This window comes from Nonomuraea mangrovi (assembly GCF_042681425.1).
Lineage (GTDB): Bacteria > Actinomycetota > Actinomycetes > Streptosporangiales > Streptosporangiaceae > Nonomuraea > Nonomuraea mangrovi.
On the sequence record NZ_JBHUFV010000060.1, the window covers coordinates 36,504 to 62,053 of the forward strand.

Here is a 25,550-nt window from a genome sequence, read left to right on the forward strand (position 1 = left end):
GCTCAGCACTCCACCCACCTCCCTGAGGCGGCGGAGGCGAGCACCGCGTCGCAGACGCGCGCGGCGCGGGCGCCGTCGTCGAAGGTGGGCAGTCCGTCGCGGTGCTCGCCGCGCAGCGCGGCGTAGCTGTCGGCGACGAACGCCTCGAAGCACTCGTGGTAGCCCTGCGCGTGCCCGGGAGGCAGCGGCGAGTACGGCATCGCCTCGGCGGTCAGCGTCCCCGGATCGCGCACCAGCGCCGTCGAGCCCTCGCGCCCGCCGACCCAGAGCTTCTCCGGCTGCTCCTGGTCGAAGGCCAGGCTCTGCTCGGTGCCCGCGACCTCGAGGAAGAGCCGGTTCTTGCGGCCCGGCGAGACCTGGCTGGTGGTGACGGAGCCGAGCGCGCCGTGTGCCGTGCGGAACTGGACGGTGACCACGTCCTCGGTCAGCACGGGGGCGTGGCCGGCGCGCTCCCGCTGGACGACGCCCGTCTGGGCGGACACCGCGCGGATGCGCTCGCCGGTGACGAACTCGGCCAGGTCGCACCAGTGCGAGCCGATGTCGGCGAACGTACGGCTGGGGCCGCCGAGCTCGGGGTCGACCCGCCAGTTGTCGTCCTCGGGGCGCAGCAGCCAGTCCTGCAGGTAGCTGCCGTGGATCAGCGTGACCCTGCCGACGTCGCCGCGAGCCACGCGCTGCCTTGCCTCGCGGACCATCGCGTGGAAGCGGTAGACGAACGGGACGGTGGCCACCAGCCCGGCCTCGTCGGCGCGGGCCGCCATGAGCGCGGCGGTCTCCCCGTCGGTGGCCAGCGGCTTCTCGCAGATGACCGCCACGCCGGCGGCGATGGCCTTGAGCGCGAGGGGCGCGTGCAGGTGGTTGGGCGTGCAGATGTGGACCAGGTCGATCGCACCGGACTCGATCAGCTCGTCGGCCGAGCTGTAGGGGCCCTGCGACCTGTCGGGCCTGGACCCGGCGACGCCGACGATCACGGCGCCTGCGAGCCGGGCGGACCGGGCGTGCACGCGGCCCATGAAGCCGGTCCCGATGATGCCCACTCGGGGATTATCAGCCGATTCCCGGCTTATGTCCTCCATGTTTCGGGATCGTAGATCCGACTTATGACGATGGTCAAGCAAAAGTCAGGGGTTTACTTCAGAAGGTCTCCGGCTTATATACCGACTATGGCTATTGGTGTATGGCTCATCGGCGCTAGAGGCTCGGTCGCTACCACCGTCATAGCCGGGGCGGCGGCCATCAGGTCGGGGCTGCTGCCCGCCACGGGATGCGTGGCGGAACGGCTGCCTCCGTGCGGCTTACCCGGCGTCGCCGACCTGGTGTTCGGCGGTCATGACATCGCCTCCACCTCCCTGACGAAACGGGCCGAACGGCTGAGCGAGGCAGGGGTGATCCCCCCTGCGCTCCCCAGGTTGCTGGCGGAGGACCTGGACGCGGCCGAGGCGGAGATCAGGCCGGGCCACGGCCAGGAGGGCGACCAGGCGAGCGCCGCCGCCAGGATCGCCCGCGACCTGGCCGCCTTCCGCGAGAGGAAGGGACTGTCGAGGGTCGTGGTGGTGGACCTCTCCTCGACGGAGCCGCCCGTGCCGTGGCGGCCCGAGTTCGCCCGGCTCGCGACGCTGGAGGCGGCTCTGGCGTCAGGGGAGCCGGTGCTGCCCGCCAGTTCGCTGTACGCCTACGCGGCCTTCCGCGCGGGCTGCGGTCATGTCGCGTTCACCCCTTCGACCGGGCCCTCGCTGCCCGCGCTGGCCGAACTCGCCGCCGCCGAGCGCCTGCCGTACGCCGGACGCGACGGCAAGACGGGAGAGACGCTGGTGAAGAGCGCGCTCGCGCCGATGTTCGAGGGCCGAGGGCTGGCGGTCCGCTCGTGGTCGGGCCTGAACCTGCTGGGCGGCGGTGACGGCGCCACCCTGGCCGACCCCGCGGCCAGGCGGAGCAAGGAGGCCTCGAAGGACAGGGCGGTGGAGGGCGTCCTCGGCGGCCGGGTCGAAGGCCGCACGCACATCGACTACGTGGCCGACCTCGGCGAGTGGAAGACGGCGTGGGACCACGTCACCTTCGAGGGGTTCATGGGCGTGCGGATGACCATGCAGTTCACCTGGCAGGGGTGTGACTCCGCGCTCGCCGCCCCCTTGGTGCTCGACCTGGCCAGGCTCGTGGCTCGCGCCCACGAGCGGGGCAGGCACGGCGTCCTCGGCGAGCTCGGCTACTTCTTCAAGGACCCGCTCGGCAGCGACGAGCACGCGCTGCCCGCCCAGTACGACAGGCTGCGAGCCTTCGCGGAGTCGCTCGCATGAGGGCGCTGCTGGAGCTGATCAGAGCACCCGCCGCGCTGTCCGTGCCAGGTGACACGATGGCGGGCGCGGCGGCCGCCGGTCTGCCGGCCCGTCCAGGGCCCGCGCTGGCCTCGACCTTGCTCTACTGGGCGGGCATGGCGCTCAACGACTGGTCGGACCGTCACCAGGACGCGCTCGACCGTCCCGAGCGCCCCATCCCCTCCGGCAGGATCAGCCCCGCAATGGCGCTGGCCACGGCGGCGGGCTGCACGGGCGCAGGCCTGCTCGCGGCCCTCGCCGCGGACGGCAGGCGAGGGCTCGGCCTCGCGGGCCTGCTCGCGGGCGCGGTGTGGGCCTACGACCTCGGGCTCAAGCGCACACCGTGGGGGCCCGCGGCCATGGCGGCGTGCAGGGCGCTCGACGTCATGCTCGGCGCGGGCGGCGCGGCCAGAGCCGTGCCCACCGCCCTGGCCATCGGCGCGCACACCTACGGCATCAGCGTCCTCGGCCGCGCCGAGGTGAAGGGCGCCACGCCGTCGACCGTCAGCGGCGCGCTCGCCGCCTGCGCCACCGCGGCCGCGCTCCTCGCCTGGACCTGCCCCGGCGCGCCGCTGGCCGGCTACCTCGCCACCGTCGCGCGGGCCCATGCAGGGCTACGTGCCCACCCCGACCCCGAGCACGTACGGCGGGCCGTCCGGCTGAGCATCATGGCGCTCGTCCCCCTGCAGGCCGCCGCCGTCGCCGGCCACGGCCGCCCCGCCCAGTCGGTGGCCCTCCTGGCGGCCGCCCCCTTCGGCGGATGGCTGTCCAGACGGGTGGCGACCTCGTGAACTGGTCCTACTGCACCAACGGCTTCCGCGACCACCGGCTGCCCGAGGCGCTGGCCGTCCTGGCCGACCTCGGCTACACGGGCGCCGCCATCACCCTCGACCACGGCCACCTCGATCCCTACGCGCTCGGCCTGAACAGGGAGGTCGCGGCGACCGCCAAGCTGCTCGGCGAGCTCGGCATGACCGCGGTCGTCGAGACGGGCGGGCGCTACACGCTCGACCCCCGGCGCAAGCACCATCCGACACTGCTCGGCGACGAGGCGTGGCGCAGGGCCGACTACCTGCGCAGGGCCATGCGGATCGCCGCCGACCTCGGCGCGCCCGTGGTGCACCTGTGGAGCGGTGCCACGCCCTGCGACGTCACCGAGCAGGAGGCGTGGGCCAGGCTGGCCGGGTGGTGCGAACGGCTGCTCGACGACGCCGACGAGGCGGGCGTCACGCTCGCCTTCGAACCTGAACCGGGGATGCTCGTCCAGGACCTGGCCGACTACGAGCGGCTGCGGCGCCTGCTCGGCGGCCATCCCCGGTTCGGGCTCACGCTCGACATCGGGCACTGCAGGTGCCTGGAACCGCAGGACGTGCCCTCGTGCGTACGGCGGGCGCTGCCGTACCTGGCGCACGTGCAGATCGAGGACATGCGCCGAGGGGTGCACGAGCACCTGGAGTTCGGGGCGGGCGACATCGACTTCCCGCCGGTCATGGCCGCGCTCGCGGGCTACGGCGGCCAGGTGGCGGTCGAGCTGGCCAGGCACGGCCACGCCGCGCCCGAGGTGGCCCGGCGGTCGATCGACTTCCTGAGGAGGGCACATGGGCGACTGGACGGCTGAGGCCGTGCGGCGGGTGAAGGACGACCAGGGCGCGGTTCACCGCCTGTTCCCCGTGGCGGCGCGCGAAGGCGGGCCCGGGGCCAGGCGGGCTCTGCTCCGGCACGTCGACGCGGCGACGGTCGTCGCGCTGTACAGGAACGGCGACGCGGGCGAGCGCCTGGCCGTCCTGGACGCGCTCGCCGACCTCGACCTGGGCGACGCGGGGCTGCCCCTGGTGGAGGACGCGCTGCGCACCAACGACGCCAGGCTCGTCGCCGCGGCCCTCGGCCCCTACGGCGCGCGGACGCTCGACGACCACGCCTACCGCCAGGGCGTGCTGAAGTGCGTGTTCATGTCGATCCCGCTCGACGGGATCGCCGGGCTCGACGAGCGTTCCGACGCCGAGCTGGCCAGGATGCTGACCGCCTACGCCGACGAGCGCAGGGCCGCGGGCAGACCCGTGCCCCGCGACGTGCTGGAGAGGATCTGATGCGCATCTTCGACCCCCACATCCACATGACCTCCAGGACCACCGACGACTACGAGCGGATGCATGACGCCGGCGTGCGGGCCGTCGTCGAGCCGGCCTTCTGGCTGGGGCAGCCGCGCACGAACGTGGGCAGCTTCCTCGACTACTTCGACGCGCTGCTGGGCTGGGAGCCGTACCGGGCAGCGCAGCACGGGATCCGCCACCTGTGCGCGCTCGCGCTCAACCCCAAGGAGGCCAACGACCCGCGCTGCGAAGGCGTGCTGGACGAGCTGCCCCGCTACCTGCTGAAGGAGTCGGTGGTGGCGGTCGGCGAGGTCGGCTACGACTCCATGACCCCTGCGGAGGACAGGGCGTTCGAGGCGCAGCTGGCCATGGCGGCCGAGCATGACCTGCCCGTGCTCGTGCACACCCCGCACAGGGACAAGGCCGAGGGCACCAGGCGCACGCTCGACGTCGTCAAGGGCCTGCCTCCCGAGCGCGTGCTGATCGACCACCTCAACGAGGTGACGGTCGGCATGGTCGCCGACTCCGGCTGCTGGATGGGCTTCTCGATCTACCCCGACACCAAGATGGACCCGGGGCGGATGGTGGCGATCCTCCAGGAGTACGGCACCGAGCGGATGCTGGTGAACTCGGCGGCCGACTGGGGCCGCAGCGATCCGCTGCGCACCAGGGCCGTGGGCGACGCGATGCGCGCGGCAGGCTTCACCGAGGACGACGTCGACAGGGTGCTGTGGCGCAACCCGTCCGCCTTCTACGGCGTCGCCCCGGAAGCGCAGGCCACGGGGGCCGACTACGCGGGCAACACGATCAAGCGGGGTGGCTGATGCGCTTCCTGCACCCCGGCGGCTCCATCGTCCACCTGGCCTACTGCACGAACGTCCACTCCGCAGAGGATCTTCCCGGCATCCACGCCCAGCTGTCCGGCTTCTGCGCCCGCGTCCGCTCCCTGCTCGGGGTACCCAGGCTCGGCGTGGGACTGTGGCTGCCCGCGGGCGCCGCCCGCGCGCTGCTCGACGACCCCCAGGAGCTGGTACGGCTGCGCGCCGCACTCGACTCCCACGGCCTGGAGGTCGTCACGCTCAACGGCTTCCCCTACCGGGGCTTCCAGCAGGAGGTCGTGAAGCACCGGGTCTACTCCCCCGACTGGTCCTCACCCGAGCGGCTGCGCTACACCCTCGACCTGGCCGCGATCCTGGCCGCCCTGCTGCCGGACGACGTGACCGAGGGCTCGATCTCGACGCTGCCGCTCGCCTGGCGCACCGAAGGCGCGCCGACCGCACTGCTGAAGCCACTGGTCGAGGGGTTGCGCGAGGTCAGGTCCAGGACGGGCAGGACCATCAGGGTCGCCTTCGAGCCCGAGCCCGGCTGCATCATCGAGACCACCGCCCAGGCCGCCGAGCTGCTGCCGCGCGACGAGCTGCTCGGCGTCTGCCTGGACGCCTGCCACCTGGCGGTCGGCTTCGAGGGCCTCGACTTCGGCGACCTGCCGATCGTCAAGCTGCAGGCGTCGTGCGCGCTGGAGACGCCTCCGGGGGCGCAGCGGGCGCTCGGGGCCTACGACGAGGCGCGGTTCCTGCACCAGACCAGGTGCGCCTCGGGCTACGCCGACGACCTGGGCGAGGCGCTGGCGCGCCTGCCGTACGGGGAGAGGTGGCGGACCCACTTCCACATGCCGCTGCACGCCGCCCCTCCCCCGCCGCTGACCACCACCGCGGGCTATCTGGGCGAGCTGCTGCGGACCGTGCTGGCCGCGCCGCTGACCAGGCACATCGAGGTCGAGACCTATACCTGGAGCGTCCTGCCGGAGCCCGACGTCACCGGCGGGATCGCGGCCGAGCTGGACTGGATGCGGCGCGAGCTGGCCGTTCTCGGCCTGAAGGAGCTGTGATGGCGCCCATCGTGGTGATCAACGTGGTCGGGCTGACGCCGCGCCTGCTCGCGCACATGCCGGGAGTGTCGAAGGTCGGCGCGGCGGCGGCGCTGCGGCCCGTGCTGCCCGCCGTCACCTGCTCCATGCAGGCCACCCTGCTCACCGGCGCGCCGCCGCGCGAGCACGGGATCGTGGGCAACGGCTGGTACTTCAGGGACCTCGGCGAGATCTTCCTGTGGCGCCAGCACAACGCGCTCATCCAGGGCGGCCAGCTGTGGGACTCCGTGCCGGGCCTGCGCACCGCCAACGTGTGCTGGTGGTACGCCATGGGCGCGGCCTCCGACCTGCTCATCACCCCGCGCCCGATCTACCACGCCGACGGCCGCAAGTCGCCCGACTGCTACACCAGGCCGCCTTCGCTGCATGACGAGCTGCCGCCGTTCCCGCTGTTCAGCTACTGGGGGCCGGGCGCGGGCATCGCCTCGAGCGAGTGGATCGTCGGCGCGTCCGTCCACATCCTGCGCGCCCACCGGCCCGATCTGCTGATGGTCTACGTCCCGCACCTCGACTACGACCTGCAGCGGTACGGACCCGACGGGCCCGAGGCCGTCGCCGCGGCCCAGGCCGTCGACGCCGCGCTCGCGCCCCTGCTGGCCGAGGACGCCACGTTCGTCGTCCTGTCGGAGTACGGCATCACCCCCGCCGCCAGACCCGTCGACATCAACAGGGCGCTGCGCGCGGCCGGACTGCTGGAGGTGTACACGCAGGCGGGGATGGAGTACCTCGACCCGTGGACCTCGCGGGCCTTCGCCGTCGCCGACCACCAACTCGCCCATGTCTACGTGCGCGACCCCGCCGACCTGCCGAGAACGCGCTCGGTCGTGGCCGGGCTGCCGGGCGTCGACGAGGTGCTCGACGGCGCGGGCAAGGCCGCCTACGGCCTCGACCACGAACGGGCGGGCGAACTGGTCGCGGTCGCCGAGCCCGACGCGTGGTTCACCTACTACTACTGGCTGGACGACGCCCGCGCCCCCGACTTCGCCAGGCTCGTCGAGATCCACCGCAAGCCCGGCTACGACCCGGCCGAGCTCTTCATGGACCCCGCCGACCCGCTCGTCAAGGTCCGCGCGGGGCTGGCGCTGGCCCGTAAGCGGCTCGGCCTGCGCTACACGATGTCGGTGGTGCCGCTGGACCCGTCACCGGTGCGGGGCAGCCACGGCCGGCTGCCCGACAGCGCCGAGGACGGGCCTGTCCTGCTCGGTCCCTTCGACGGCGACGCGCACGAGGCCACGGCGGTCAAGGGGCTGATCGAAGGGCTCATTGCCAGGCGCGGAGGCTGACGTCGTCGCAGTAGCCCTGGCCGGCGTCCTTGCGCCAGCAGAAGACCGTCGCCTTCGTCGTGTCCTTGCCGGTGGTGAACGTCATCGAGTAGTAGCCGTACTTCTTACCGCTGTGCGCCCTCCATCCGCCCCTGTGGGGGTCGGCGGTCTTGACGCCCAGCACGGTTCGCCTGCCGTCGGAGCGGACCCAGCCGCTCAGCGTGTACTTGGTGTTCGGGCGTAGCCTGGTCACCTGCTCGGCGGCGGCGTCCATCCCCGAGGTGGAGGTCATCCAGAGCGCTCCCCAGCCGCTGCGCTGGCCGCTGGTGACCTGCTTGACGGTACCTCTGAGGTACCAGGGGGCCAGGTCGGCGCCGTTGAACCCGCCGTTGGCCAGCAGGTTGCGCTCGGTGAGCCGCGCCTTCCTGACCGGGGTGGGGACCGCGGTCGGGGTGGGCGTCGGCGACCGGGTCTTCTTGGCCTTCGGCTTCGGCGACCCGCTCGGCACCGGGCTGGACCACGGGTCGGGGTTCGAGGGGACGGCCACGGGCAGGGTGCTCGGCTGGGGGTCGCCCTGCGCCCGCTCGACGGCCTGCGGCGCGCTGCCGTCCCTGCTGAGCAGTACCCCTGCTGTGACCGCGCCGAGCACGACGACGGTCGCCCCCGCCAGCACGGCGAGCAGCCGCCTGTTCCCCTTCGACGGTCTGCCCTCCTGCCCTGGCGGGCCGGGCGGGGGCGCCTGCGGGGGGATGGTCGGCGGCTGGAGCGCGACCGGCGGGGGCGCCTGAGGCGGGATGGTCGGCGCATGGAGGGCGACCGGCGGGGGCGCCTGAGGCGGGGCGGTCGGCGCATGGAGGGCGACCGGCGGCGACGGCGGCGCGACGGGCCCTGCCTGCGGGCTGACGGGCCCTGTCTGCCGGTCGACGGGGTACGCGTGCTGGTGCCCGGGAGACGGATGCCCGTGTCCGGGAGACGGGTGCCCGGGAGACGGCGGCGGTTGCGGGAGGCCCGTGGCCGCGGGCTGGGGGCCGGGGGACGTGTGGTGCGCGACCGGCGACGGGGGCTCGGAGCCCGGCGACGCCTGCTGGAGGAAGGGGGGCGGCTGCGGTGCGGGCGGGACCTGCGGTAAGGCCTGCGTCGCGGGCGGCACAGGGGTGCGGGCGCCGCTCAGGTGGGCCACGAGCTGCTCGGCCGTCGGCCTGCGCGCGGGATCCTTGGCCAGGCAGAGGGCCACCAGGTCACGCAGCCCTCCGGCGAGCACCCCGAGGTCAGGCTCCTCATGCATGATCGAGTGCAGCAGCCCCGGCAGGGTCTCGGTGATGAACGCGGGCCGCCCGTTCGCCGCGAACACCATCGTCATCGCCCACGCGAACACGTCCGCGGGCGGCCCGACAGGGGCCTCGGCGAACTGCTCGGGCGCCATGTACCTGGGCGTGCCGAAGAACTGCCCCTGGTGCGTCATCCCCGCCAGTCCGCCGTCCAGCGCCCTGGCGATGCCGAAGTCGATCACCACCGGACCGTCGGGTCCCAGCAGGATGTTGGCCGGCTTGAAGTCGCGGTGCAGCACGCCCGCACGATGGATGGCGGCCAGCGCCATGGCGGTGTTGAGCGCCAGCCGTTCGAGTGCCGCACCCGTGCGGGGCCCCGCGTCGCGCACCGACTCCTCGAGCGAGGGCCCGGGAACGTACTCGCTGACGATGTAGGGGCTGTCGCCCACCACGCCGGTCGCCAGGATCTGCGCGGTGCAGAACCTCGCCACGCTGGTGGCGATCCGCACCTCGCGGACGAACCGCTCGCGGGCCTCCGCGTTGGCCGTCAGGTAGCCCTGCAGGACTTTGACGGCGACCCTCTGCCCTCCTGGCCCCTCGCCCAGGAAGACGATGCCCTGACCACCTTCGCCCAGTCTGCCGAGGATGCGGTGTCCCCCGACCGCCGCTGGATCCTCAGGTATGAGCGGTCTCATCTCGACCACGATGCCCCTTTTCCCCCGGTTAGCTCCCTAGAGAGGGCACCTGTATATCACCGAAAGGGAGCCCCAGATCATGGACCGCCGATACCCGCGAATCGACCCACGTCAGAGACCGCGGCCGACGTCGGCGACGAACCTGGCGAGCCCCGCGCGCCGGCGGAAGAGCTCGTGCAGCTCGGGCGTCGGCTCGTCGCCGAGACGCTCGAACGGCAGGGCCGTCCACGCGCTGCACAGCACCAGCGTGGCGGCGTAGCCGAGCGCCACCTCGTCGGCGGAGAAGCCCGACCCCTCGGCGTAGGCCGTCTCGATCGCCTCGTGGACGGCGGGCAGGTCCCCGGGCGAGAGCTCTCCCGTGTGGGCTCTGCCCACCAGGAGCTGTCCGAGGTCGAAGCCCGCGCAGGTCGCCCAGGGCCAGCTCCAGTCGATCGCCACGAACCGCGCGGAGCCGTCGGCGGGAACGAGCAGGTTGGCAGGGCAGGCGTCGCCGTGCGAAAGCGTGTGCGGCAGCCCGGCGACCGCATCCACCAGGGAGTCGATCCGCGCGGCGAGCGCCAGCAGGTCGGAGCGCAGCAGCGGATCGGCGTGCGCGGCGACGAGCGGATGCCGCCAGAGGCCGGGGTCGCGCAGCGCGGGCAGGAACAGGTGCTCGACGGGCCCGGCGAGGAAGTGGCGCAGCCCCTCGTTCGGCCCCGCCGCCGGATGCATGGCGGCCAGCTCCCCCAGCAGCCTGGCCGCGGACCTGTACCTGTCGAGGTCCCATGCCGCGTCGGCGGCCCGCACGTCCTCCAGCCACATCACGTAGCGGTCGTCGCCCAGGTCCTCCACGTGGTGCAGGCGGGGCAGGCGCATGCCCTCCGGCAGCGCGAAGCCCGCCAGGTAGGTGTCGAGGTCGACCCGCCACGGGAAGTGCGCGGCCTTGTCCTCGAACCCGGGACGCCGTTGCGGCGACTCGATCGACTTGACGAAGAAGGACCACGGCACGCCCCCCGTCGTGGTGCCGTGGAGCCTGCGCAGCGAGGTGGTGGACAGCGCGCCGAACCCATGCGGGGCCACGGGCTCGCTGCGCTGCTCGGCGATCTCGGCGAGCGGGTCGCCGAGGCTGCGCCGTACCAGGGCCCTGATGTCCATGCCTCGACCTTGCTCCCTCTCGCGATCTCCTCGCATGAGTAAGGGCTACTCAAATACGCTTCCAGCGTGGCAGGTTCGTGGCCCTTCGCAGGCCGTGCGGCGGAGCTGGCCGAGATCAGGTCAGCCGCCGCCGGCCTGGTCGTCGTGGGCGCTCCGGGGGTGGGCAAGAGCCGCCTGGTGGCGCAGGCCGTGGGTGGTCTCGACGACGTGGCGTGGGTGCGGGCCACGGCCGCGGCGGCCGAGCTGCCGCTTGGCGCCTTCGGGCCGCTGCTGCCCTCCACGCCGCCCGCGGGCAACCCGCTCGGCTGGGCGGCCGACGCCGTGCGCGCGCCCGTCCTGGTCGTGGATGACGCGCACCTGCTCGACGCCGCCTCCGCCGCGCTCGTCCACCACCTGGTGGCGCGCGGCCGTACCAGGGTGATCGCGACCTTACGCACGGAGACGCCCGCGCCCGACGCCGTGCGGGCGCTGTGGAAGGACGACCTGCTGCCGCGCATGGAGCTGGCGCCGCTGACGGCGGAGGAGACCGGGCGGGTCCTCGAACGGGCACTGGGCGGCAGGGTGGAGCCGGGCACGGTGACGCGGCTGTGGCACGCGAGCCGGGGCAACGCCCTCTACCTGCGCGAGCTGGTGCTGGCAGGCATGCTCGCCGACAGCGGCGGCGTGTGGCGCTGGCGGGGGCCGCTGTCGATCACGCCGTCGCTGCGGGACACGATCGCGGGGCGCGTCGGCGAGCTGACGCCCGACGAGCGTGAGGTCCTGGAGCTGCTGGCCTACGGCGAGCCGCTCGGCGCCGATCTGCTCTCGTCGCTCGCCTCGGCCGCCGCGGTCGAGCGCCTGGAGGACCGCCAGCTCGTGACGGTCGAGCTGGAGGGCCGCCGCCTGCAGGTACGGCTCGGCCACCCGCTCTACGGCGAGGTGATCAGGCACGGCTGCGGCACCCTGCGCGCCCGCAAGCTCCTGCGCAAGCTGGCCGACGCCGTGGCGGCGTCGGGCCTGCGCCGCCGCGAGGACGTGCTGCGCGTGGCGGTGTGGCGGCTCGACAGCGGCGCGGCCAGCGACCCCGAGCTGCTGCTCGCCGCCTGCGACCTGGCCAGGATGGCCCGTGACCTGGAGCTGGCCGAGCACCTGGCCCGCGCGGCGGGCGACGGCTTCCGGGCCAGGCTCGCGCTGGGCAGCATCCTGTTCTACGCCGACCGCTACGCAGAGTCGGAGGAGGCGTTCGCCGCCGCCTCCGCACTGGCCCGTGACGACTCCTCCCGCACCGACTGCGCGACCACCAGGGCGTTCAACCTGTTCTGGGGGCTGGGCAGGGTCGAGGAGGCGCTGGAACTGATGACGGCGATCGACCGCTCGATCACCGACGCCGACGCGCGACAGGGCGCCCGCAGCACCAGGTCCTCGCTGGAGGTGTTCGCCGGCGACCTGGAGGCGGCGAGGGCGTCGCTGCGGGCCGCGGCCGCGATGGGGCCCTCCACGCATCCGCGCAACGTGCTGGCGTCCGGCACGACCGAGGCCGTCATCCTGGCCGCCGAGGGCAGGGCGACCGAGTGCCTGGAGACGGTCGCCCGCACCGAGGCGGCGCTCGACCGCGCGCCGAACGCGCTGCCGAGCCTCAGGGCGGCGATCCTGGAGGCCGCCTCGGAGGCCGCGCTCTTCCTGGGCGACCTGGCCGCGGCCGAACGCTACGCCGAGCAGGGGCGTGGCCTCGACGGCGAATTCGGAGCGTGGGCCAAGGCGATCATTTACTTCGGCACCCGCAAGGCGCAGGCGCTCAGGCTGCGCGGCAGCATCACCGACGCGCTGGGCTGGTGCAGGGAGGCGATCGCCCGCCTGCCCGAGCGCAGCGTGTGGGCTGGCCTGTGCCTGGGCGAACTGGCCCACGCCCACGCGATGCTCGGCGAGGTCGAGGCGGCGGAAGAGGCGATCGCGCTGGCCGAGCGCAGAGGGCTGCCGCTCGGCCCTCCCGTCGTCGTCCCCGTGGAGCAGGCGAAGGTGTGGACGCTGGCCGCCCGCGGCGACATCTCCGGCGCCGTCTCGACCGCGCTCGCCGCGGCCGAGCGGGCGCTGCCCGCCCAGGTGCCTTTCCTCCTCCACGACGTCGTACGGCTCGGCCGGCCGGCGCAGGTCGCCGCCCGCCTGACGGGCGAGGGCCCGCTGGTCGCGCTGTTCGCCGAGCACGCCGCCGCCCGCACCGGGCCCGACCTGGACGCCGTCTCCGCCGGCTTCGAGCGGCTCGGCCTGATCGTCCACGCCGCCGAGGCGGCCGCCCAGGCCGCCCTCCGCCACCGCCATGAGGGGCTGACCCGCGCGGCCAGGGCGGCGGAGACCAGGGCGTGGGCGCTCGCGCGGCGCTGCCAGGGCGCCCGCACCCCCGCGCTGCTCGATCTGGACGTGCCCGACCTGACCCCTCGCCAGCGCGAGGTCGCCCTGCTCGCCGCCCAGGGCCTGACCAACAGGGAGATCGCGGCCCGCCTGGTGGTGTCGATCAGGACGGTCGCCAACACCCTCTACGCGGTCTACGAGAAGACCGGCGTCAGCGACCGCGCGGCGCTGGCGGACCTGCTGGGCTGAGCCCTTCCCGCGATGTTGACGCGCCCCGGCATGGCTTCTATGGTTCATTACAGGAGTAACGAACCAACGAAGCGAGAAGCCATGTTCGACGACCGGAGCCCCATCTACCGGCAGATCGCGGACCGCATCAAGGCCGAGGTCATGAGCGGGGCGCTGAAGGGAGACGAGCAGGTCATGTCGACCAACCAGTACGCCGCCTTCTACCGGATCAACCCCGCCACCGCGCAGAAGGCGTTCCAGCAGCTGGTCGACGAAGGCGTCCTCTACAAGAAACGAGGTATCGGGATGTTCGTCAGCCCTGCCGCCCGGGACACGCTCCGCGCGGAGCGCAGGGAGGGCTTCTTCAGCGAGGTGGTCGACCCGATGGTGGCCGAGGCCAAGGCCATCGGCATCGCGCTCGACGACGTGATCGACCGCATCAGGAACAGCCGATGAGGATCGACGTCGAGAACCTCCGCGTGAGCTACGGCGAGGTCACGGCCATCGAGGGGCTGTCGCTCGCGCTCGACGGCGGCAAGATCTACGGGCTGCTCGGCCGCAACGGCGCGGGGAAGACGAGCCTGCTGTCGGTTCTGGCGGGCTTCCGCAGGCAGAGCGGGGGCAGCGCCCTGGCCGACGGCCGCCCCATCTTCGAGAACACCGCGACCACCAGGGAGATCTCGCTGATCCGCGACGCGGGGGAGACGATCGACCTGGGCACCGTGGAGGACGCCCTGTACTTCGCCGAGGACCTGCGCCCCCGATGGGACGCCGCCTACGCGAAGGAGCTCATCGACCTGTTCGAGCTCGACCCCAAGAAGAACGTCAAGACCATGTCCAAGGGCCAGCGCTCGGCCGTCGGTGTGGTCGTGGGGCTCGCCTCGCGCGCTCCGCTGACCATGTTCGACGAGTCCTACCTCGGCATGGACGCCCCTTCCAGGCAGGCCTTCTACGACGCGCTGCTGGCCGACTTCATGGCGCACCCGCGCACCATGATCCTGTCCACTCACCTCATCGAGGAGGTCAGCGCCCTGTTCGAGGAGGTCGTGATCATCGACAGGGGCCGCCTCGTCGTCCACTCCCCCGCCGACGAGCTGGTGTCCATGGGCACCTCCGTCACGGGGCCCACCGAGCAGGTCGAGTCCTTCACCAGGGACCTCACCGTCCTCGGCACCAAGAAGCTCGGCCCCACCAGCTCCGCCATGGTCTACGGCAGGCTCGACCACGCGGAGGCCCGCAGGGCGGGTCTGGAGACGGGCCCCATCGCGATGCAGGAGCTGTTCATCCACCTGACGGGAGGCCCGGCCTCATGAGATTCCCCAGCCGCCTCCTCTGCGCCAACATGTGGGTCGCGGGCTTCGCTTGGCTGGCCTACTTCGTGGTCATCACGCTGGTCACCGTCGGCATCGCCGTCTGGGGCGACCTCGACGAGAGCGTGTGGGAGAAGGCCGTCCAGCTGACCCGCTGGTACGCGCTGTTCGCCGGCGTCGCCCTGGTCACCGAGTTCCTGCCGCTGTTCATCGCCCACGGGCAGAGCCGCCGCCAGTTCGGCTTCCAGGCGGCGGTCACCCTCGCGATCTTCGCCCCGTTCCTGTCCGTCCTGCTGGTGATCAGCTTCCTGCTGGAATCCGTGCTGTACGGCGTGACGGGCTGGACCTGGGCGCTCGACCACGCCCACCTCTTCACCGCCCCCACCCAGGTTCCGCTGATCTTCGTCGAGTACACGGTGATGTTCCTCGCCTGGCTCGTGACCGGCGCCTTCGTCTCGGCCGCGTTCTACCGGTGGCAGGGCGGGGGGCTGCTGGCCGTACCCGTCGGCATCGTCATGATCCTGTTCGCGCAGAGCACGATCGGCGACAAGATGCCGCTGCCGTTCATCACCTTCAAGCTCGGCTTCGACCTCCAGGAGTCGGTGGGGCTCGCGCTCACCGCGGGGCTGGCCACCTTCGCCGTCGGGCTTGGCCTCACCTGGCTGATCATCCGCGACGTCCCGTTGCGGAACAACGTGTGACGAGCAGCCGCCGGGCGAGCTCATCGAGCTCGCCCGCCACCGCGGCGGGGTGGTCCAGATGGAGATCGTGCCCGGCCTGGGGCACGGTGACGAACCGGGCGTCCGGGCGGAGGCGCCGCATCTCGGCCACCTCCCCCGCGGGCAGGATGCCCTGCTCGCCGAGGACGACGGTCGCCGGGCAGGTGATGCGCGCCCACGCCTCCCAGTTCGAGCGATGCACGTGGTCGGCGACGACGTTCACGATGACCTCGGGGTCGAACGGCGGGCGCAGGCCGTCCGGCGTGGAGACCAGCCCTGCGGCCCATCCCTCGCCCACCGGCCCGCCGCCGAAGAATCCCGCCGCGTCCCCCCGGGTGGCGAAGGGGACGGGCCACGAGCCGAGCCAGCCGTCGATCTGGCCGGGCAGTCCGGTCTCGCCCGGTGCGGCGCCCGCCTCGACCAGCAGGAGCGCGGCGACGAGGTCAGGGTGCGCGGCGGCGGTCTGGATGGCGGTGACCCCGCCGAGCGACTGCCCTGCGAGGATCACCGGCGCGACGTCGAGCGCTCGGATCGCTTCGACGGCGTCGGCGACGAAGGCGGCCCTGGAGGTGTCGCCAGGCCGCGGCTCGCTGTCGCCGTGTCCGCGCTGGTCCAGAGCCAGAAGCCGGTAGCGGCCACCGAGGCGCTCGCCGAGCGGTTCCCACTCGCGGGACTGCCCCGCCAGGCCGTGAAGCAACAGGACGGCGGGCCCCGGTCCTCCGCTGTCGCGGCAGACCAGCCGAACGCCGTCATGCTCAAGAGTCATCGTGGTCCACATCGCCGGACACTCTACGCAGGGGGCGAGAGGCGAATGTGGAGGCATCGTGGGTAGGGGACGCCCATGACCACGCTCATGGACAAGCTGCGCGCGTACCTGCGCAGCCCGCAAGGCAAGCAGACGATCGAGAAGGCCAAGCGCATGGCCAACGACCCGCAGAACCAGGCCAAGGCGCGACGGTTCCTGAACCGGCTGCGCCCGCGCCGGCATTGAGGCAGGCCGGACCGGACGGAGGACCGGCAACCTGAGCCCTCGCCCGCACCCGACCGGGCGAGCGGCTTACTGCCATGCCCGGACAGCGGGCCGTGCCCGAGCCGAGCGGCTGACCTGCCGCACCCGGCCGCGCCTTCGCCACCTCAAGAACTGGAGCCTGCTGCCGCCCGGCCCATGAGGCGCTCGGCGAAGGCGGACATCTGGTCGCGCTGCTCGTCCGGTTCCGTGGCGCCGGAGCTGACGACGATACGGGTCACGCCCTGCTCGGCGAGGGCCGCGACCTGCTCGGCGGAGATGTCCATCGACGCGGACCGGGTGTACTCCAGCGCCTCCGGATCGCGCCCCGCCTCCACGGCGGCCTTCCTGGCGATGTCCAGCTGAACGGCCCGCTCGTCGGCGTGGAGCGCGCCGCCGGGGAAGTACCCGTCGCCGCGCAGCCCGGCGCGGCGCGCGGCCGCCCGGCTCGACCCGCCGACGTGGATGGGCAGACGCGTGACCCCGTAAGGCTTCGGGAAGCTGCTCAGGTTCTCGAAGGCGAAGAACTCCCCTGCGTAGCCGACGCCCTCCTCGCCGCCCTCCCAGAGCAGCCGCAGCACGTCGATCGCCTCGTCGGCCCTGCGGCCGCGGGTGGCGTAATCGACGCCCACCGCCTGGGCCTCACCGGGCAGCGCCCCCAGCCCCACCGTCAGCAGCCGCATCCGCCCCTTCGACAGCACGTCGATGGTGGCCAGGCGTTTGGCGAGCGTCACGGGGTGGTGGTACGGCAGCAGCAGCACGCCCGTGCCCAGCAGGATCCGGCTCGTGTGCGCGGCGGCGAAGCCCAGGCAGTCGAGAGGATCACCGTACGGCAGCGACGGCGGCATGGCGAAGGAGCCGATGGTCGCGCCGGGGTAGAGCACGATGTGCTCCGGCACGTACAGGGACTCGAAGCCGCCTTCCTCGGCGTGCTGGGCGTAGGCGGCGAGCTTGTCTGGGTCGACCCCGTGATACGGCGTGCTGTAGCTGATCCCGAACTTCATGGCGGCCACGCTAAAACGTTGACGCCAGCGTCAAGGCAACCTGTGAGAGCCCCGGGAACCCCCACGCCCGCCAACCGCCTCGGGGCTCATCGCACCGACTCGAGCGGAGGGCCGGCTAGGCCGCGCCGGCGCGGAGGAAGAGCCCGCCCACGTCGCGAAGGTAGTGGCGGAACGCGGGGGGATGGATGACGTCGAATTCCGCGCCCACCGCGGCGAGGATGAGCACCGGCCAGTCGAAGGCGTCCACCTGCAGCCGCAGGTGGCAGGAGCGGTCGTCGACGGGCTCGACCCGGCCGCCGGTGACGGCGGCGACCTGCTCGACCACTCCGGCCGGAGCGTGGAGGAGGACGGTGATGTCGTGCCGGGTGGGGCGGGAGCCGAGCCGGTCCTGGACGAAGGCGGCGGCGTCGGCGGCGGGCAGGTCGCGAGGGCGGAAGCGGGCTCCGGTGGCGGCCGGGTCGGTAAGGCGGTCGAGTCGGAACACGCGCCAGTCCGCGCGATCAAGGTCGAAGGCGACCAGATACCAGCGGCGCTTGAGTGAGACGAGCCGGTGCGGCTCGACCAGCCGGGTGGCCGGCTCGCCGGACGGGCCGGCGTAGGTGAAGGTGAGCCGTTCGTCGTCGCGGCACGCCTGGGCGATCACGGTGAGCGTGGCGGCGTCGATCTGAGGGCCGTCCGTCGGCACGGCGACGGTGGAGTCCCGTACGGCGTCCACACGGCGGCGCAGGTGGGGCGGCATCACCTGGACGACCTTGGTCAGGGCGCGCAGCGAGGTCTCCTCGATGCCCTCGACGGTGCCGCCGGCGGCGGTGCGAAGGCTGACCGCGATGGCGACGGCCTCCTCATCGTCGAGCAGCAGGGGCGGCATCGCCGTACCGGATCGGAGCTGGTAGCCGCCGGCGACGCCGCGGTTGGCGTCGACCGGGTAACCCAGCTCCCGTAGCCGGTCGATGTCGCGGCGCAGGGTGCGCTCGCTCACTGCGAGCCGATCGGCCAGTTCCAGGCCGGGCCAGTACCGGTGGTTCTGCAGCAGGGACAGCAGCCGCAGCATGCGCGCGCTCGTGTTCGCCATGATTCCAGGTTCCCGCATATTCCGGTCAGGAAGTGACATGAATTGTCTCTAGCGTTGCTTCCATGAACGAAGGAACGCAGATGAGGATCCTGGTGACCGGGGCGACGGGGATCGTCGGCCGCCACGTGGTTGACCGGCTCGTGAGGGCGGGCGCCGACGTGCGGGCGCTGACCCGCAACCCCGCGGAGGCCAACCTGCCGCCCCAGGTGGAGGTCGTCGAGGGCGACCTCACCGCACCCGCGAGCGTGGCCGCCGCGCTGGAAGGCGTGGAACGCGTGTACCTGTTCTCGGTGGAGGAGAGCGCGCGCGAGGTCGTCGCGCTGGCCGCGCAGGCGGGAGTACGGCGCATCGTGGTGCTGTCGGCGGCGTCGGTGACCGCCGGTCTGCACACCAACCCGGTGGAGCGGGCGGTCGAGGAGTCCGGGCTGGAATGGACGCACGTACGGCCGTGCGGGTTCATGACGAACCTGCTGCAGATCTGGGCACCCTCCATCCGGGCTGAGCGCGTGGTCCGCTACCCGTTCGCGGACGAGCCGATGAACCTCGTCCACGAGGCCGACATCGCCGCCGTCGCGGTCGCCGCGCTGCTGGAGGACGGTCATCACGGCAGGGCGTACACCTTGACCGGGCCCGGCTTGGTTACCATTCGCGAGCAGGTGGCGGCCATCGGCGACGCGCTCGGCGAACCGGTTCGCTACGAGGAGGTCACCCGCGAGCTCGCCCGTGAGCTGATGAAGGCGCAGGGAGGGTTCGCCGCCGAGTCGGCCGACCTCATGCTGGGCTTCGTCGAGTACGGCGGTGATGCCGCCAAGGGCGCCGACGGCTACGCCGACCAGGACTGGTCGGCGCTCATGCGGGTCTGGCCGGACGTGGAGCAGGTCACCGGACGCCCCCCACGCAGCTACGCCGAATGGGCCCGCGACCACGTCGCGGACTTCCGCTGATCGTCGCCGATCTCCCTGGGCGTCCCGCCGACCCCAGGGGTCCGGCTCGATCCACCCGGTGCGGGCCTCGCCTCCTGCGGGTCACCGCTGCCGGTCTTCCCGCTGGTTCAAGGTCGCGGGCGATCATGGCACCATCGTGGCCGCCGAGTGATCATGCGGGCAATTCCCCCGAACCATCCACAGCAGACGTGATCGTCGGGGTGTGACGGGCCCTACTATGACGAATCGGTACGCAGGGTCGCAGCGGGTCCACGGGTTCTCGCGGGCACAGGGGGAAGGAAGCCAATGGCAGCGGAGATTCTTCGGCCTCGCGGCGAGACCGCCAAGGTCGTGCCCATCGAGCTCTTCTTCGATCTCGTCTACGTGTTCGCCATCACTCAGCTGTCCCACCTGCTCCTCGCCCATCTCGACGTGGCGGGAGCCGCGCAGACGCTGCTGCTCACGCTGGCGGTGTGGTGGGCGTGGATGTACGCCACGTGGACCACCAACCTGGGCAATCCCGACCATCCCGTGCTGCGGCTGACGCTGACAGGGATGATGTTGGCAGGCCTGGTCATGTCGGCGGCGCTGCCCCAGGCGTTCGGTGATCGGGCGCTGTGGTTCGCGGGCGCGTACGTCGCCATCCAGGTCGGGCGGGCGATGGCGGTGGCCGTCGCGACGCGGACCTTCCCGATCGGGCGCACCTTCCGGTTGATCCTGGTCTGGCACGTCGCGAGCGCCGCACTGTGGATCACCGGCGCCGTCCTCGGCGGCACGGCCCAGGCGGTGCTGTGGATCGCCGCGCTGCTGGTGGAGTACGGCGGGCCGTGGGCGGGCTACCGCACGCCGTATGCCGGCAGGGTCTCGACCACCGACTGGACGATCGACGGCGCGCACATGGCCGAGCGCTGCCAGCTCTTCGTGATCATCGCGCTCGGCGAGTCCGTGCTGGTCACCGGGCTGACTCTGGCCGACAACGACCACCTGACGGCGGCGACGGTGGCCGCGTTCGTGATCGCCTTCCTGGGCAGCGTGGCGATGTGGTGGGTCTACTTCGACCGTACGGCGGAGGCCGCCGCCGAGGCGATCGCCGAGTCGGACGACCCGGCACGGCTGGGCAGGTCGGCCTACACCTACATCCACATCCCGATGGTCATGGGGATCATCATCACCGCGGTCGGCGACGAGCTGGCGATCGCGCACCCGACCGGCGAGATCTCGCTGGGCACCGCGCTGACCGTGCTCGGCGGGCCCGCGCTGTTCCTGGTGGGGCACGCGCTGTTCAAGCGGGCCGTGTTCGGCGACCTGTCGCTCAACCGGATCGCCGGGGTCGCGGTGCTGGCCGCGGTCGGGGTGCTGGTGATCCTCGCACCGTCGCTGATGCCGCCGCTGGCCCTCGGGATCGTGGCCACGCTGGTCGTGGGCGCGGTGGCGGCGACCGACGCCCTGCTGGAGCGTCCCCGCCGCCCCTGACGCCTGCCGTTCTCCGAGGAGCCGTCGAATCGGCGAATCGGCGAGCACCGGATCAGGCGAGCAGCGCGCCCATCAACAGGTCGACGGTGTCGTCGAGCGAGCTGTCCTGGTCGATGATCCGCTCGTCCGTGTCGGGCAGCAGGTCCCGCTCGACGTACCACTCCCTCATCAGCTCCTCGCCGAACTCCGCGCACTGCGGCCTGGTGGCATGCCGCCGGAGGGTCTCTTCGAGCGGAACGTCCAGGTAGAAGAACTCCGCCCGCCCCGCGTGGTCGCGCTCCAGCGCCGCCAGCATGGGCGCGTAGCGGTCCGCCGCGAGGATGCCTTCGAGGACGACGTGGTGCCCGTGCTCCAGCGAGTACCGGGTGATCGTGTCGATGAGGCCGATGTTCACGCCGTCGGGCCTGTCGTGCTCGCGCAGGATGTCGCGGCGGACGACGTCCTGGCCGACGACGGCCAGGCCGCGCCTGCCGTAGGCGGCGCGGAGCGCTCGGGCGGCGGTCGTCTTGCCCGAGCCCGAGTTGCCGCGAAGGACGACGAGCCGCGTGGACGCCGTCACGGGAGGAAGCCGTTGGCGGCCAGGGCCAGCAGGCGGTCCATGAGGTCGTCGCGGCCCGGCGACTGCTCGACCGCCCACGCGATGCCGGCGACGAGGGCCAGCAGCTCGGCGCCGGTGACCTCGGGGCGCACCTCTCCCGCCTGCTGCGCCCTGGCCAGCAGCCTGCCGCCCGCCGTACGCATGGCCTCGCAGGACGCGTGCAGTTCCGAGCCCTCCTGGCGGAGCGCGGCCATCACGGATTCGGGCAGCCCCCGGTAGGTGGTCGAGCGGACGGCGAACACGCGCAGCCAGTCGAGCAGGGCCTGGCGCGGAGCGTCGGCGGTCAGCAGCTCGTCGGCCCGCTCGCGCAGGGCCTCGAAGCCCGCGCGGGTCAGCGCCTCCAGCAGCGCCTCCCGCGTGGGGAAGTGCCGGTAGAGGGTGCCGATGCCCACGCCGGCGCGGCGGGCGACCTCGCGCAGCGAGGCGTCCGTGCCCTGCTCGGCGAACACCTCACGGGCCACGCCCAGCAGGTGTTCGTAGTTGCGCCGCGCGTCGGCGCGGGCCACGTCGGCCATGCGTCCTCCTGTTGACAACCGGAGCAGTGCTCCGCCTATTATCGGAGCACTGCTCCACATCCTAGGCACGGGAGACGCAGATGACACGAATCGTGCTGGTCACAGGCGCGACAGGAAAGCAGGGCGGCGCGACCGCCCACCGGCTGCTGGCCGACGGCTGGCGGGTGCGGGCGCTCGTGCGCGACCCCTCGGCGGCGGCCGCGCGGGAGCTCGAAGCCGCGGGGGCCGAGCTCGTCAGGGGCGACATGGGCGACAGGGCCGCGCTCGACGCCGCCGCCGAGGGCGCCTACGGCGTCTTCAGCGTCCAGCCCACCGCGGGCTCGCCCGACTTCGACCACGAGGAGGTACGGCTCGGCGTCAACGTGGCCGACGCCGCGCGCCAGGCGGGCGTGAAGCACCTCGTCTACACCTCGGTCGGCGCGCTCCATCGCGCCCCCACCGTCCGGCCGTGGGCGCCCAAGCTGGACATCGAGCGACACGTGCGCGCGAGCGGCGTGCCGTACACGATCCTGCGGCCCGTGCAGTTCATGTCGAACCACCTCGACCCGCGCTTCGGCGTCTTCGGCGAGACCGCGCTGGTCAGGATCATCCCGCGGGGGATGACGGTCCAGCTGATCGCCGTGGCCGACATCGGGGCGTTCGCCGGGCTCGCCTTCGGCGACCCCGACGCCTACGTGGGCAGGGAGATCGAGCTCGCGGGCGACGAACTGCCGCGCGACAGCCTGGTCGCGGCGGTCCGCGAGGTGGTGGGCGTGCCGATCGACACCGACCCGCTGCCCGCCGAGCTGCGCGAACGGCTCGGCGGCTACGAGCCCGACCTGACGGGATCCTTCGCGGGATGGAGCGCGGACGTGCCCATGCTCAGGAGGCTTCACCCCGGCCTGATGGACTTCGCGACGTGGATGGAGCGTGAAGGGGCGGCCGCGTTCCGGGCCCTGGCGGCCGGCGGAAGTGTCGGTCGCGCCTCCTAGAGTGGGGCGCGTGCTTCCAGATCTACGTGAGCCCGTCATCAGGCAGCTCGCCGAGTCCGACCTGGCCCGACACCACTGGAGGGCCGACGACGAGGACGGCGGGGTGTGGCTGTTCGAGAGCGTCGAGGGCGACGGCGAGCACTGGGCGATCAGGCAGGTCGAGATCGGCGCCGACCGCTCGGTCCACCGCTACTGGTGGCGCCACCTGCAGGACGAGCACGGCTTCCTCACCGACCAGGCGCTGGAGATCTGGGAGCTGACGGAGATCAGCCGGGAGGCGTTCGAGTCGGTGTGGGAGCTGGCCGGGTAGCCGCGTCAGCCCTGGGCGAGCGGCACGGCCACGGAGATCTCGCCGCCCAGCTTCCGGCCCATCCGCAGGTCGAGGTCGTCACCGCTCCAGAACCTTCCAGGGTCGTACCAGTTGGGCCTGCGTCCGGGGGAGAGCAGGCCCATCTCCTCGTAGGTGACGGCGACGACCTCGGCGCAGTAGGCGCGCTCCAGCGTCCGCTCCCCCACCTCACGCCGGAGGCGCGGAACCCTGCCGCGCAGCCACCGCCCCGCCAGGCGCGCGGTCGAGGGGAACGGCGTGCCGTCGAGCCTGGCGACCGTGCGCAGGGCCGCGTCCTCCATCTCGCCGGTGGCCATGGGCTCGAGCTGCCGTAGCCAGCCGCGCTGGCCGTACCTCTGGCCCCACACGGTGACCGCCTCGCGCAGGTCGTGCAGCTGCACCCCGCGCTGGTGGGTGCCCGACCACAGGTCGAGCAGAGACTTGCCGAGCTCGGCGTGCCACATCATCGGCGGCATGTCCTCGATGACGATGGACATGCCCACGTGGTTGACCGGGCTGTTGGTCACCGTCTGGATCGCCCGGTCGGGCACCGAACGTCCCCTGAACACCCAGAGGTCGCCGGTGCGGGTGAGGTTCACGGCCTCGTCGAGAGTCAGCACACCACTACCCTAGGCACATGCGCACGAAGTGGTGGAAGATTCTCGGCCTGGCCGGTATGGCGGGAGTCGCCGCGACCGGTGTCGTCATGGCCCGCGCCGAACGGCGGCGCCGCGCCTACACGCCGGAGGAGATCAGGTCCAGGCTTCGCGAGCGCGTCGAGGTCCCCGACAAGAGGGCCTGACCCTCAGCCGACCGGGCGCAGCTCGTGGACGAAGACCACGTCGGGGTAGGCGGGGTTGTCGCTGTAGCCCTGGATGCCGCTCAGGTAGGCGCGCTGGTAGTTGACCACCCACGGCACCGCGGCCGCCGCCTGCACGTCCAGCAGCCGCCTGCCGAGCTTGGCGTAGGCCTTCTGCGCCGCCGCGCGGTCGGTGACCGTGAGCTGGGGCAGGGTGTCGATCAGCGCGTCGGCGTCGCGGTCCTTGAGGTAGGTCAGGTTGAACTGGACGCTCTCCGCGCTCCTGAAGACGTTGGCGAACCAGGAGTAGGCGTCGGCGTAGTCGGGCCACCAGTACATGAGGAAGATGTCCTGCCCGCGCTTCTTGCCGCGCGCCCACTGCTCCTCCCACGGCATCGCCTTGGCCACGAGCGTGACGTTGAGCGGCTCGAGGGTGGCGGCCAGGCGCTGGACGAAGACGCGCTGGTCCTCGTCGCCCTGGGCGTAGGTGAGGGTGAGGCGGAGCGGGAGACGGCCGGGGCCGTACCCCGCCCTGGCGAGCAGGTCCGCCGCGCCCTGCAGGTCCTGCCGGGGTGAGCGGCCCGCCACGTGGCCGAGCAGCCCGTCTGGAACCAGGCCCGTCGCGGGAGAGGCGGCCCCGCGCAGCACGCGGAGCGTGCCCGAGTAGTCGATGGTCTTGCGCAGCGCCCTGCGGATCCGCACGTCGGTCAGTGGGCCCGAGGCGGTGTTGAACAGCAGCATCGCCGTCTGGAACGACGGCATGTCGGCGGTGCGCACGCCCGCCGTCCTGCTCGCCCTGCGGTACAGGGCCGGGTTCAGCCGGTGTACGAAGCTGACCTCGCCCTGCAGCAGGCGGCGCCACGCCTCCTCGGGTTCGGGGACGACCACGTACTTGACGGTGGTGTAGTGGGGTCTGTCCCAGCCGCCCCAGTAGGCCGGATACGCCTTGAGCGTGAGCTCGTCGCTCTTGCCCTTGCGCCAGCCGGCGACCGTGTACGGGCCCGTGCCCGCGTCTCTTCCGGTCGAGACCCACTTCTTGAGGTCGGGCGCGGCGGCGGTGTCGTAGATGTAGGCGGCGTATCCGGAGGAGGCGACCAGGTCGAGCGGCACCGCGTACTTCAGCGTGAACGTGACCGTGAGAGGGTCGTCGACCCTGATGGTCTCGACCGCGTCCCAGATGTAGGAGGCGCCGCTCTTGGAGGCCATGGTGCGCTCGATCGACGCCTTGACCGAGGCCGCGTCCATGGGTCTGCCGGTGTGGAAGGTGACGCCGGAGCGCAGGGTGAAGGTCCAGGTCCTGCCGTCGGGCGAGGCGCGCCACGCGGTGGCGAGGCGCGGGCCCGCCTTCTTGGTGACCGGGTTGTAGAACGTCAGCGACTCGTAGATGTTCTGCATCGCGATGATCTCGTTGGAGTAGGAGCTCGCCGGGTCCCAGTCGGTGACCACGCCGAGGTTCTCCACGTACACGAACGTGGACTCCTTCGCGGGCGGCCGCTGCTCCTGCCGTGCGAGCGGGGCCGAACAGCCCGCGAGAAGGAGCGCGAGCGCGGCCGCGATCAGCCGACGGCGCATCTGCCTCCCTCTACTCCCC

Annotated in this window: 27 protein-coding genes; 17 read left to right on the forward strand and 10 right to left on the reverse strand. The window is 72.4% G+C overall.

Translation table 11 applies throughout. The features are described 5' to 3' along the window. Positions 1–2: 2 nt before the first annotated feature. Positions 3–1,037 (reverse strand): Gfo/Idh/MocA family protein, encoded by a 1,035-nt coding sequence (locus tag ACFSKW_RS38695; protein ID WP_379578571.1) that lies wholly within the window; start codon positions 1,035–1,037, stop codon positions 3–5. A 126-nt stretch (positions 1,038–1,163) separates the two neighbouring features. On the opposite strand from ACFSKW_RS38695, the gene ACFSKW_RS38700 reads away from it, so the two are divergent. From ACFSKW_RS38700 to ACFSKW_RS38730, 7 genes are read left to right on the forward strand one after another with little or no spacing between them, the layout of a single operon-like run. After that, positions 1,164–2,294, forward strand: a complete 1,131-nt coding sequence (locus ACFSKW_RS38700) for an inositol-3-phosphate synthase (protein WP_379578573.1) — start codon at positions 1,164–1,166, stop codon at positions 2,292–2,294. Next, entirely contained in the window at positions 2,291–3,103 is an 813-nt protein-coding gene (locus ACFSKW_RS38705; RefSeq protein WP_379578575.1) for an SCO3242 family prenyltransferase, read from the forward strand. The genes ACFSKW_RS38700 and ACFSKW_RS38705 overlap by 4 nt, the downstream gene beginning before the upstream one ends. Further along, entirely contained in the window at positions 3,073–3,930 is an 858-nt protein-coding gene (locus tag ACFSKW_RS38710) for a sugar phosphate isomerase/epimerase family protein (protein ID WP_379578577.1), read from the forward strand. Before ACFSKW_RS38705 ends, ACFSKW_RS38710 begins: the two co-directional genes overlap by 31 nt. Further along, a complete protein-coding gene (locus ACFSKW_RS38715; protein WP_379578580.1) occupies positions 3,911–4,399 on the forward strand; it encodes an EboA domain-containing protein in 489 nt (162 codons plus the stop codon). Before ACFSKW_RS38710 ends, ACFSKW_RS38715 begins: the two co-directional genes overlap by 20 nt. Further along, positions 4,399–5,226: a TatD family hydrolase gene (locus ACFSKW_RS38720; RefSeq protein ID WP_379578582.1), complete on the forward strand. Its 828-nt coding sequence runs from the start codon at positions 4,399–4,401 to the stop codon at positions 5,224–5,226. Before ACFSKW_RS38715 ends, ACFSKW_RS38720 begins: the two co-directional genes overlap by 1 nt. Further along, entirely contained in the window at positions 5,226–6,290 is a 1,065-nt protein-coding gene (eboE, locus tag ACFSKW_RS38725) for a metabolite traffic protein EboE (protein ID WP_379578584.1), read from the forward strand. The genes ACFSKW_RS38720 and eboE overlap by 1 nt, the downstream gene beginning before the upstream one ends. Continuing rightward, complete coding sequence (locus tag ACFSKW_RS38730) at positions 6,290–7,612, forward strand: alkaline phosphatase family protein (RefSeq protein WP_379578586.1); 1,323 nt, start codon at positions 6,290–6,292, stop codon at positions 7,610–7,612. The genes eboE and ACFSKW_RS38730 overlap by 1 nt, the downstream gene beginning before the upstream one ends. On the opposite strand, the gene ACFSKW_RS38735 is transcribed toward ACFSKW_RS38730, so the two are convergent. After that, positions 7,590–9,554 (reverse strand): protein kinase domain-containing protein, encoded by a 1,965-nt coding sequence (locus tag ACFSKW_RS38735; protein WP_379578588.1) that lies wholly within the window; start codon positions 9,552–9,554, stop codon positions 7,590–7,592. The two genes, ACFSKW_RS38730 and ACFSKW_RS38735, sit on opposite strands and share 23 nt — an antisense overlap. A 111-nt stretch (positions 9,555–9,665) precedes the next feature. After that, positions 9,666–10,688 carry a phosphotransferase gene (locus ACFSKW_RS38740; protein ID WP_379578590.1) on the reverse strand — a complete coding sequence of 341 codons (1,023 nt, stop codon included), beginning with the start codon at positions 10,686–10,688 and terminating at the stop codon, positions 9,666–9,668. A 66-nt stretch (positions 10,689–10,754) separates the two neighbouring features. On the opposite strand from ACFSKW_RS38740, the gene ACFSKW_RS38745 reads away from it, so the two are divergent. The 4 genes from ACFSKW_RS38745 (at position 10,755) to ACFSKW_RS38760 (ending at position 15,252) form a co-directional block, all read left to right on the forward strand. Further along, entirely contained in the window at positions 10,755–13,262 is a 2,508-nt protein-coding gene (locus ACFSKW_RS38745; protein WP_379578592.1) for a helix-turn-helix transcriptional regulator, read from the forward strand. A gap of 81 nt (positions 13,263–13,343) precedes the next feature. Further along, positions 13,344–13,697, forward strand: coding sequence for a GntR family transcriptional regulator (locus ACFSKW_RS38750; protein WP_379578594.1), 354 nt, complete (start codon positions 13,344–13,346; stop codon positions 13,695–13,697). Then, the gene (locus ACFSKW_RS38755; protein WP_379578596.1) at positions 13,694–14,554 is read left to right on the forward strand and encodes an ATP-binding cassette domain-containing protein; all 861 of its coding nucleotides are present in this window, start codon (positions 13,694–13,696) and stop codon (positions 14,552–14,554) included. The genes ACFSKW_RS38750 and ACFSKW_RS38755 overlap by 4 nt, the downstream gene beginning before the upstream one ends. After that, a complete protein-coding gene (locus tag ACFSKW_RS38760) occupies positions 14,551–15,252 on the forward strand; it encodes a hypothetical protein (RefSeq protein ID WP_379578598.1) in 702 nt (233 codons plus the stop codon). Before ACFSKW_RS38755 ends, ACFSKW_RS38760 begins: the two co-directional genes overlap by 4 nt. Here the strand turns inward: ACFSKW_RS38760 and ACFSKW_RS38765 are convergent. Further along, positions 15,218–16,036 carry an alpha/beta fold hydrolase gene (locus ACFSKW_RS38765; RefSeq protein ID WP_379578600.1) on the reverse strand — a complete coding sequence of 273 codons (819 nt, stop codon included), beginning with the start codon at positions 16,034–16,036 and terminating at the stop codon, positions 15,218–15,220. The two genes, ACFSKW_RS38760 and ACFSKW_RS38765, sit on opposite strands and share 35 nt — an antisense overlap. A gap of 75 nt (positions 16,037–16,111) precedes the next feature. Between ACFSKW_RS38765 and ACFSKW_RS38770 the strand changes: the two genes are divergently transcribed. After that, a complete protein-coding gene (locus ACFSKW_RS38770) occupies positions 16,112–16,261 on the forward strand; it encodes a hypothetical protein (RefSeq protein WP_379578602.1) in 150 nt (49 codons plus the stop codon). Between the two features lie 143 nt (positions 16,262–16,404). On the opposite strand, the gene ACFSKW_RS38775 is transcribed toward ACFSKW_RS38770, so the two are convergent. Next, positions 16,405–17,280 carry a TIGR03619 family F420-dependent LLM class oxidoreductase gene (locus ACFSKW_RS38775; protein ID WP_379578604.1) on the reverse strand — a complete coding sequence of 292 codons (876 nt, stop codon included), beginning with the start codon at positions 17,278–17,280 and terminating at the stop codon, positions 16,405–16,407. A 115-nt stretch (positions 17,281–17,395) separates the two neighbouring features. Beyond that, a complete protein-coding gene (locus ACFSKW_RS38780) occupies positions 17,396–18,352 on the reverse strand; it encodes a helix-turn-helix transcriptional regulator (protein WP_379578606.1) in 957 nt (318 codons plus the stop codon). A gap of 62 nt (positions 18,353–18,414) precedes the next feature. On the opposite strand from ACFSKW_RS38780, the gene ACFSKW_RS38785 reads away from it, so the two are divergent. Continuing rightward, a complete protein-coding gene (locus ACFSKW_RS38785) occupies positions 18,415–19,296 on the forward strand; it encodes an SDR family oxidoreductase (RefSeq protein ID WP_379578608.1) in 882 nt (293 codons plus the stop codon). A 285-nt stretch (positions 19,297–19,581) separates the two neighbouring features. Next, a complete protein-coding gene (locus ACFSKW_RS38790; protein WP_379578610.1) occupies positions 19,582–20,748 on the forward strand; it encodes a low temperature requirement protein A in 1,167 nt (388 codons plus the stop codon). Positions 20,749–20,800: 52 nt separating this feature from the next. Here ACFSKW_RS38790 and ACFSKW_RS38795 read toward each other — a convergent pair whose 3' ends face one another. Together ACFSKW_RS38795 and ACFSKW_RS38800 are read right to left on the reverse strand one after the other, a co-directional pair. Beyond that, positions 20,801–21,307 (reverse strand): AAA family ATPase, encoded by a 507-nt coding sequence (locus ACFSKW_RS38795; RefSeq protein WP_379578612.1) that lies wholly within the window; start codon positions 21,305–21,307, stop codon positions 20,801–20,803. Beyond that, positions 21,304–21,861, reverse strand: coding sequence for a TetR/AcrR family transcriptional regulator (locus ACFSKW_RS38800; protein ID WP_379578614.1), 558 nt, complete (start codon positions 21,859–21,861; stop codon positions 21,304–21,306). Before ACFSKW_RS38800 ends, ACFSKW_RS38795 begins: the two co-directional genes overlap by 4 nt. A gap of 80 nt (positions 21,862–21,941) precedes the next feature. Between ACFSKW_RS38800 and ACFSKW_RS38805 the strand changes: the two genes are divergently transcribed. Together ACFSKW_RS38805 and ACFSKW_RS38810 are read left to right on the forward strand one after the other, a co-directional pair. Next, positions 21,942–22,832, forward strand: coding sequence for an NmrA family NAD(P)-binding protein (locus ACFSKW_RS38805; protein WP_379578616.1), 891 nt, complete (start codon positions 21,942–21,944; stop codon positions 22,830–22,832). A gap of 10 nt (positions 22,833–22,842) precedes the next feature. Beyond that, a complete protein-coding gene (locus tag ACFSKW_RS38810; protein ID WP_379578618.1) occupies positions 22,843–23,142 on the forward strand; it encodes a hypothetical protein in 300 nt (99 codons plus the stop codon). A gap of 5 nt (positions 23,143–23,147) precedes the next feature. On the opposite strand, the gene ACFSKW_RS38815 is transcribed toward ACFSKW_RS38810, so the two are convergent. After that, complete coding sequence (locus ACFSKW_RS38815; RefSeq protein ID WP_379578651.1) at positions 23,148–23,777, reverse strand: hypothetical protein; 630 nt, start codon at positions 23,775–23,777, stop codon at positions 23,148–23,150. A 20-nt stretch (positions 23,778–23,797) separates the two neighbouring features. Here ACFSKW_RS38815 and ACFSKW_RS38820 point away from each other — a divergent pair, with 20 nt between their 5' ends. Continuing rightward, positions 23,798–23,962: a hypothetical protein gene (locus ACFSKW_RS38820; protein ID WP_379578653.1), complete on the forward strand. Its 165-nt coding sequence runs from the start codon at positions 23,798–23,800 to the stop codon at positions 23,960–23,962. Positions 23,963–23,965: 3 nt separating this feature from the next. Here the strand turns inward: ACFSKW_RS38820 and ACFSKW_RS38825 are convergent, their stop codons facing one another. Continuing rightward, the gene (locus ACFSKW_RS38825) at positions 23,966–25,531 is read right to left on the reverse strand and encodes an ABC transporter substrate-binding protein (RefSeq protein ID WP_379578620.1); all 1,566 of its coding nucleotides are present in this window, start codon (positions 25,529–25,531) and stop codon (positions 23,966–23,968) included. Positions 25,532–25,550 lie beyond the last annotated feature (19 nt).

Coding starts and splice junctions, on each gene's coding strand:
- ACFSKW_RS38785 (WP_379578608.1), top strand. CDS start 18,415: ATGAACGAAGGAACGCAGATGAGGATCCTGGTGACCGGGGCGACGGGG.
- ACFSKW_RS38800 (WP_379578614.1), bottom strand. CDS start 21,861: ATGGCCGACGTGGCCCGCGCCGACGCGCGGCGCAACTACGAACACCTG.
- ACFSKW_RS38710 (WP_379578577.1), top strand. CDS start 3,073: ATGGCTGTCCAGACGGGTGGCGACCTCGTGAACTGGTCCTACTGCACC.
- ACFSKW_RS38825 (WP_379578620.1), bottom strand. CDS start 25,531: ATGCGCCGTCGGCTGATCGCGGCCGCGCTCGCGCTCCTTCTCGCGGGC.
- ACFSKW_RS38780 (WP_379578606.1), bottom strand. CDS start 18,352: ATGGCGAACACGAGCGCGCGCATGCTGCGGCTGCTGTCCCTGCTGCAG.
- ACFSKW_RS38735 (WP_379578588.1), bottom strand. CDS start 9,554: ATGAGACCGCTCATACCTGAGGATCCAGCGGCGGTCGGGGGACACCGC.
- ACFSKW_RS38765 (WP_379578600.1), bottom strand. CDS start 16,036: ATGACTCTTGAGCATGACGGCGTTCGGCTGGTCTGCCGCGACAGCGGA.
- ACFSKW_RS38770 (WP_379578602.1), top strand. CDS start 16,112: ATGACCACGCTCATGGACAAGCTGCGCGCGTACCTGCGCAGCCCGCAA.
- ACFSKW_RS38700 (WP_379578573.1), top strand. CDS start 1,164: ATGGCTATTGGTGTATGGCTCATCGGCGCTAGAGGCTCGGTCGCTACC.
- ACFSKW_RS38740 (WP_379578590.1), bottom strand. CDS start 10,688: ATGGACATCAGGGCCCTGGTACGGCGCAGCCTCGGCGACCCGCTCGCC.
- ACFSKW_RS38750 (WP_379578594.1), top strand. CDS start 13,344: ATGTTCGACGACCGGAGCCCCATCTACCGGCAGATCGCGGACCGCATC.
- ACFSKW_RS38720 (WP_379578582.1), top strand. CDS start 4,399: ATGCGCATCTTCGACCCCCACATCCACATGACCTCCAGGACCACCGAC.
- ACFSKW_RS38775 (WP_379578604.1), bottom strand. CDS start 17,280: ATGAAGTTCGGGATCAGCTACAGCACGCCGTATCACGGGGTCGACCCA.
- ACFSKW_RS38820 (WP_379578653.1), top strand. CDS start 23,798: ATGCGCACGAAGTGGTGGAAGATTCTCGGCCTGGCCGGTATGGCGGGA.
- ACFSKW_RS38730 (WP_379578586.1), top strand. CDS start 6,290: ATGGCGCCCATCGTGGTGATCAACGTGGTCGGGCTGACGCCGCGCCTG.
- ACFSKW_RS38760 (WP_379578598.1), top strand. CDS start 14,551: ATGAGATTCCCCAGCCGCCTCCTCTGCGCCAACATGTGGGTCGCGGGC.
- ACFSKW_RS38790 (WP_379578610.1), top strand. CDS start 19,582: ATGGCAGCGGAGATTCTTCGGCCTCGCGGCGAGACCGCCAAGGTCGTG.
- ACFSKW_RS38755 (WP_379578596.1), top strand. CDS start 13,694: ATGAGGATCGACGTCGAGAACCTCCGCGTGAGCTACGGCGAGGTCACG.
- ACFSKW_RS38715 (WP_379578580.1), top strand. CDS start 3,911: ATGGGCGACTGGACGGCTGAGGCCGTGCGGCGGGTGAAGGACGACCAG.
- ACFSKW_RS38705 (WP_379578575.1), top strand. CDS start 2,291: ATGAGGGCGCTGCTGGAGCTGATCAGAGCACCCGCCGCGCTGTCCGTG.
- ACFSKW_RS38805 (WP_379578616.1), top strand. CDS start 21,942: ATGACACGAATCGTGCTGGTCACAGGCGCGACAGGAAAGCAGGGCGGC.
- eboE (WP_379578584.1), top strand. CDS start 5,226: ATGCGCTTCCTGCACCCCGGCGGCTCCATCGTCCACCTGGCCTACTGC.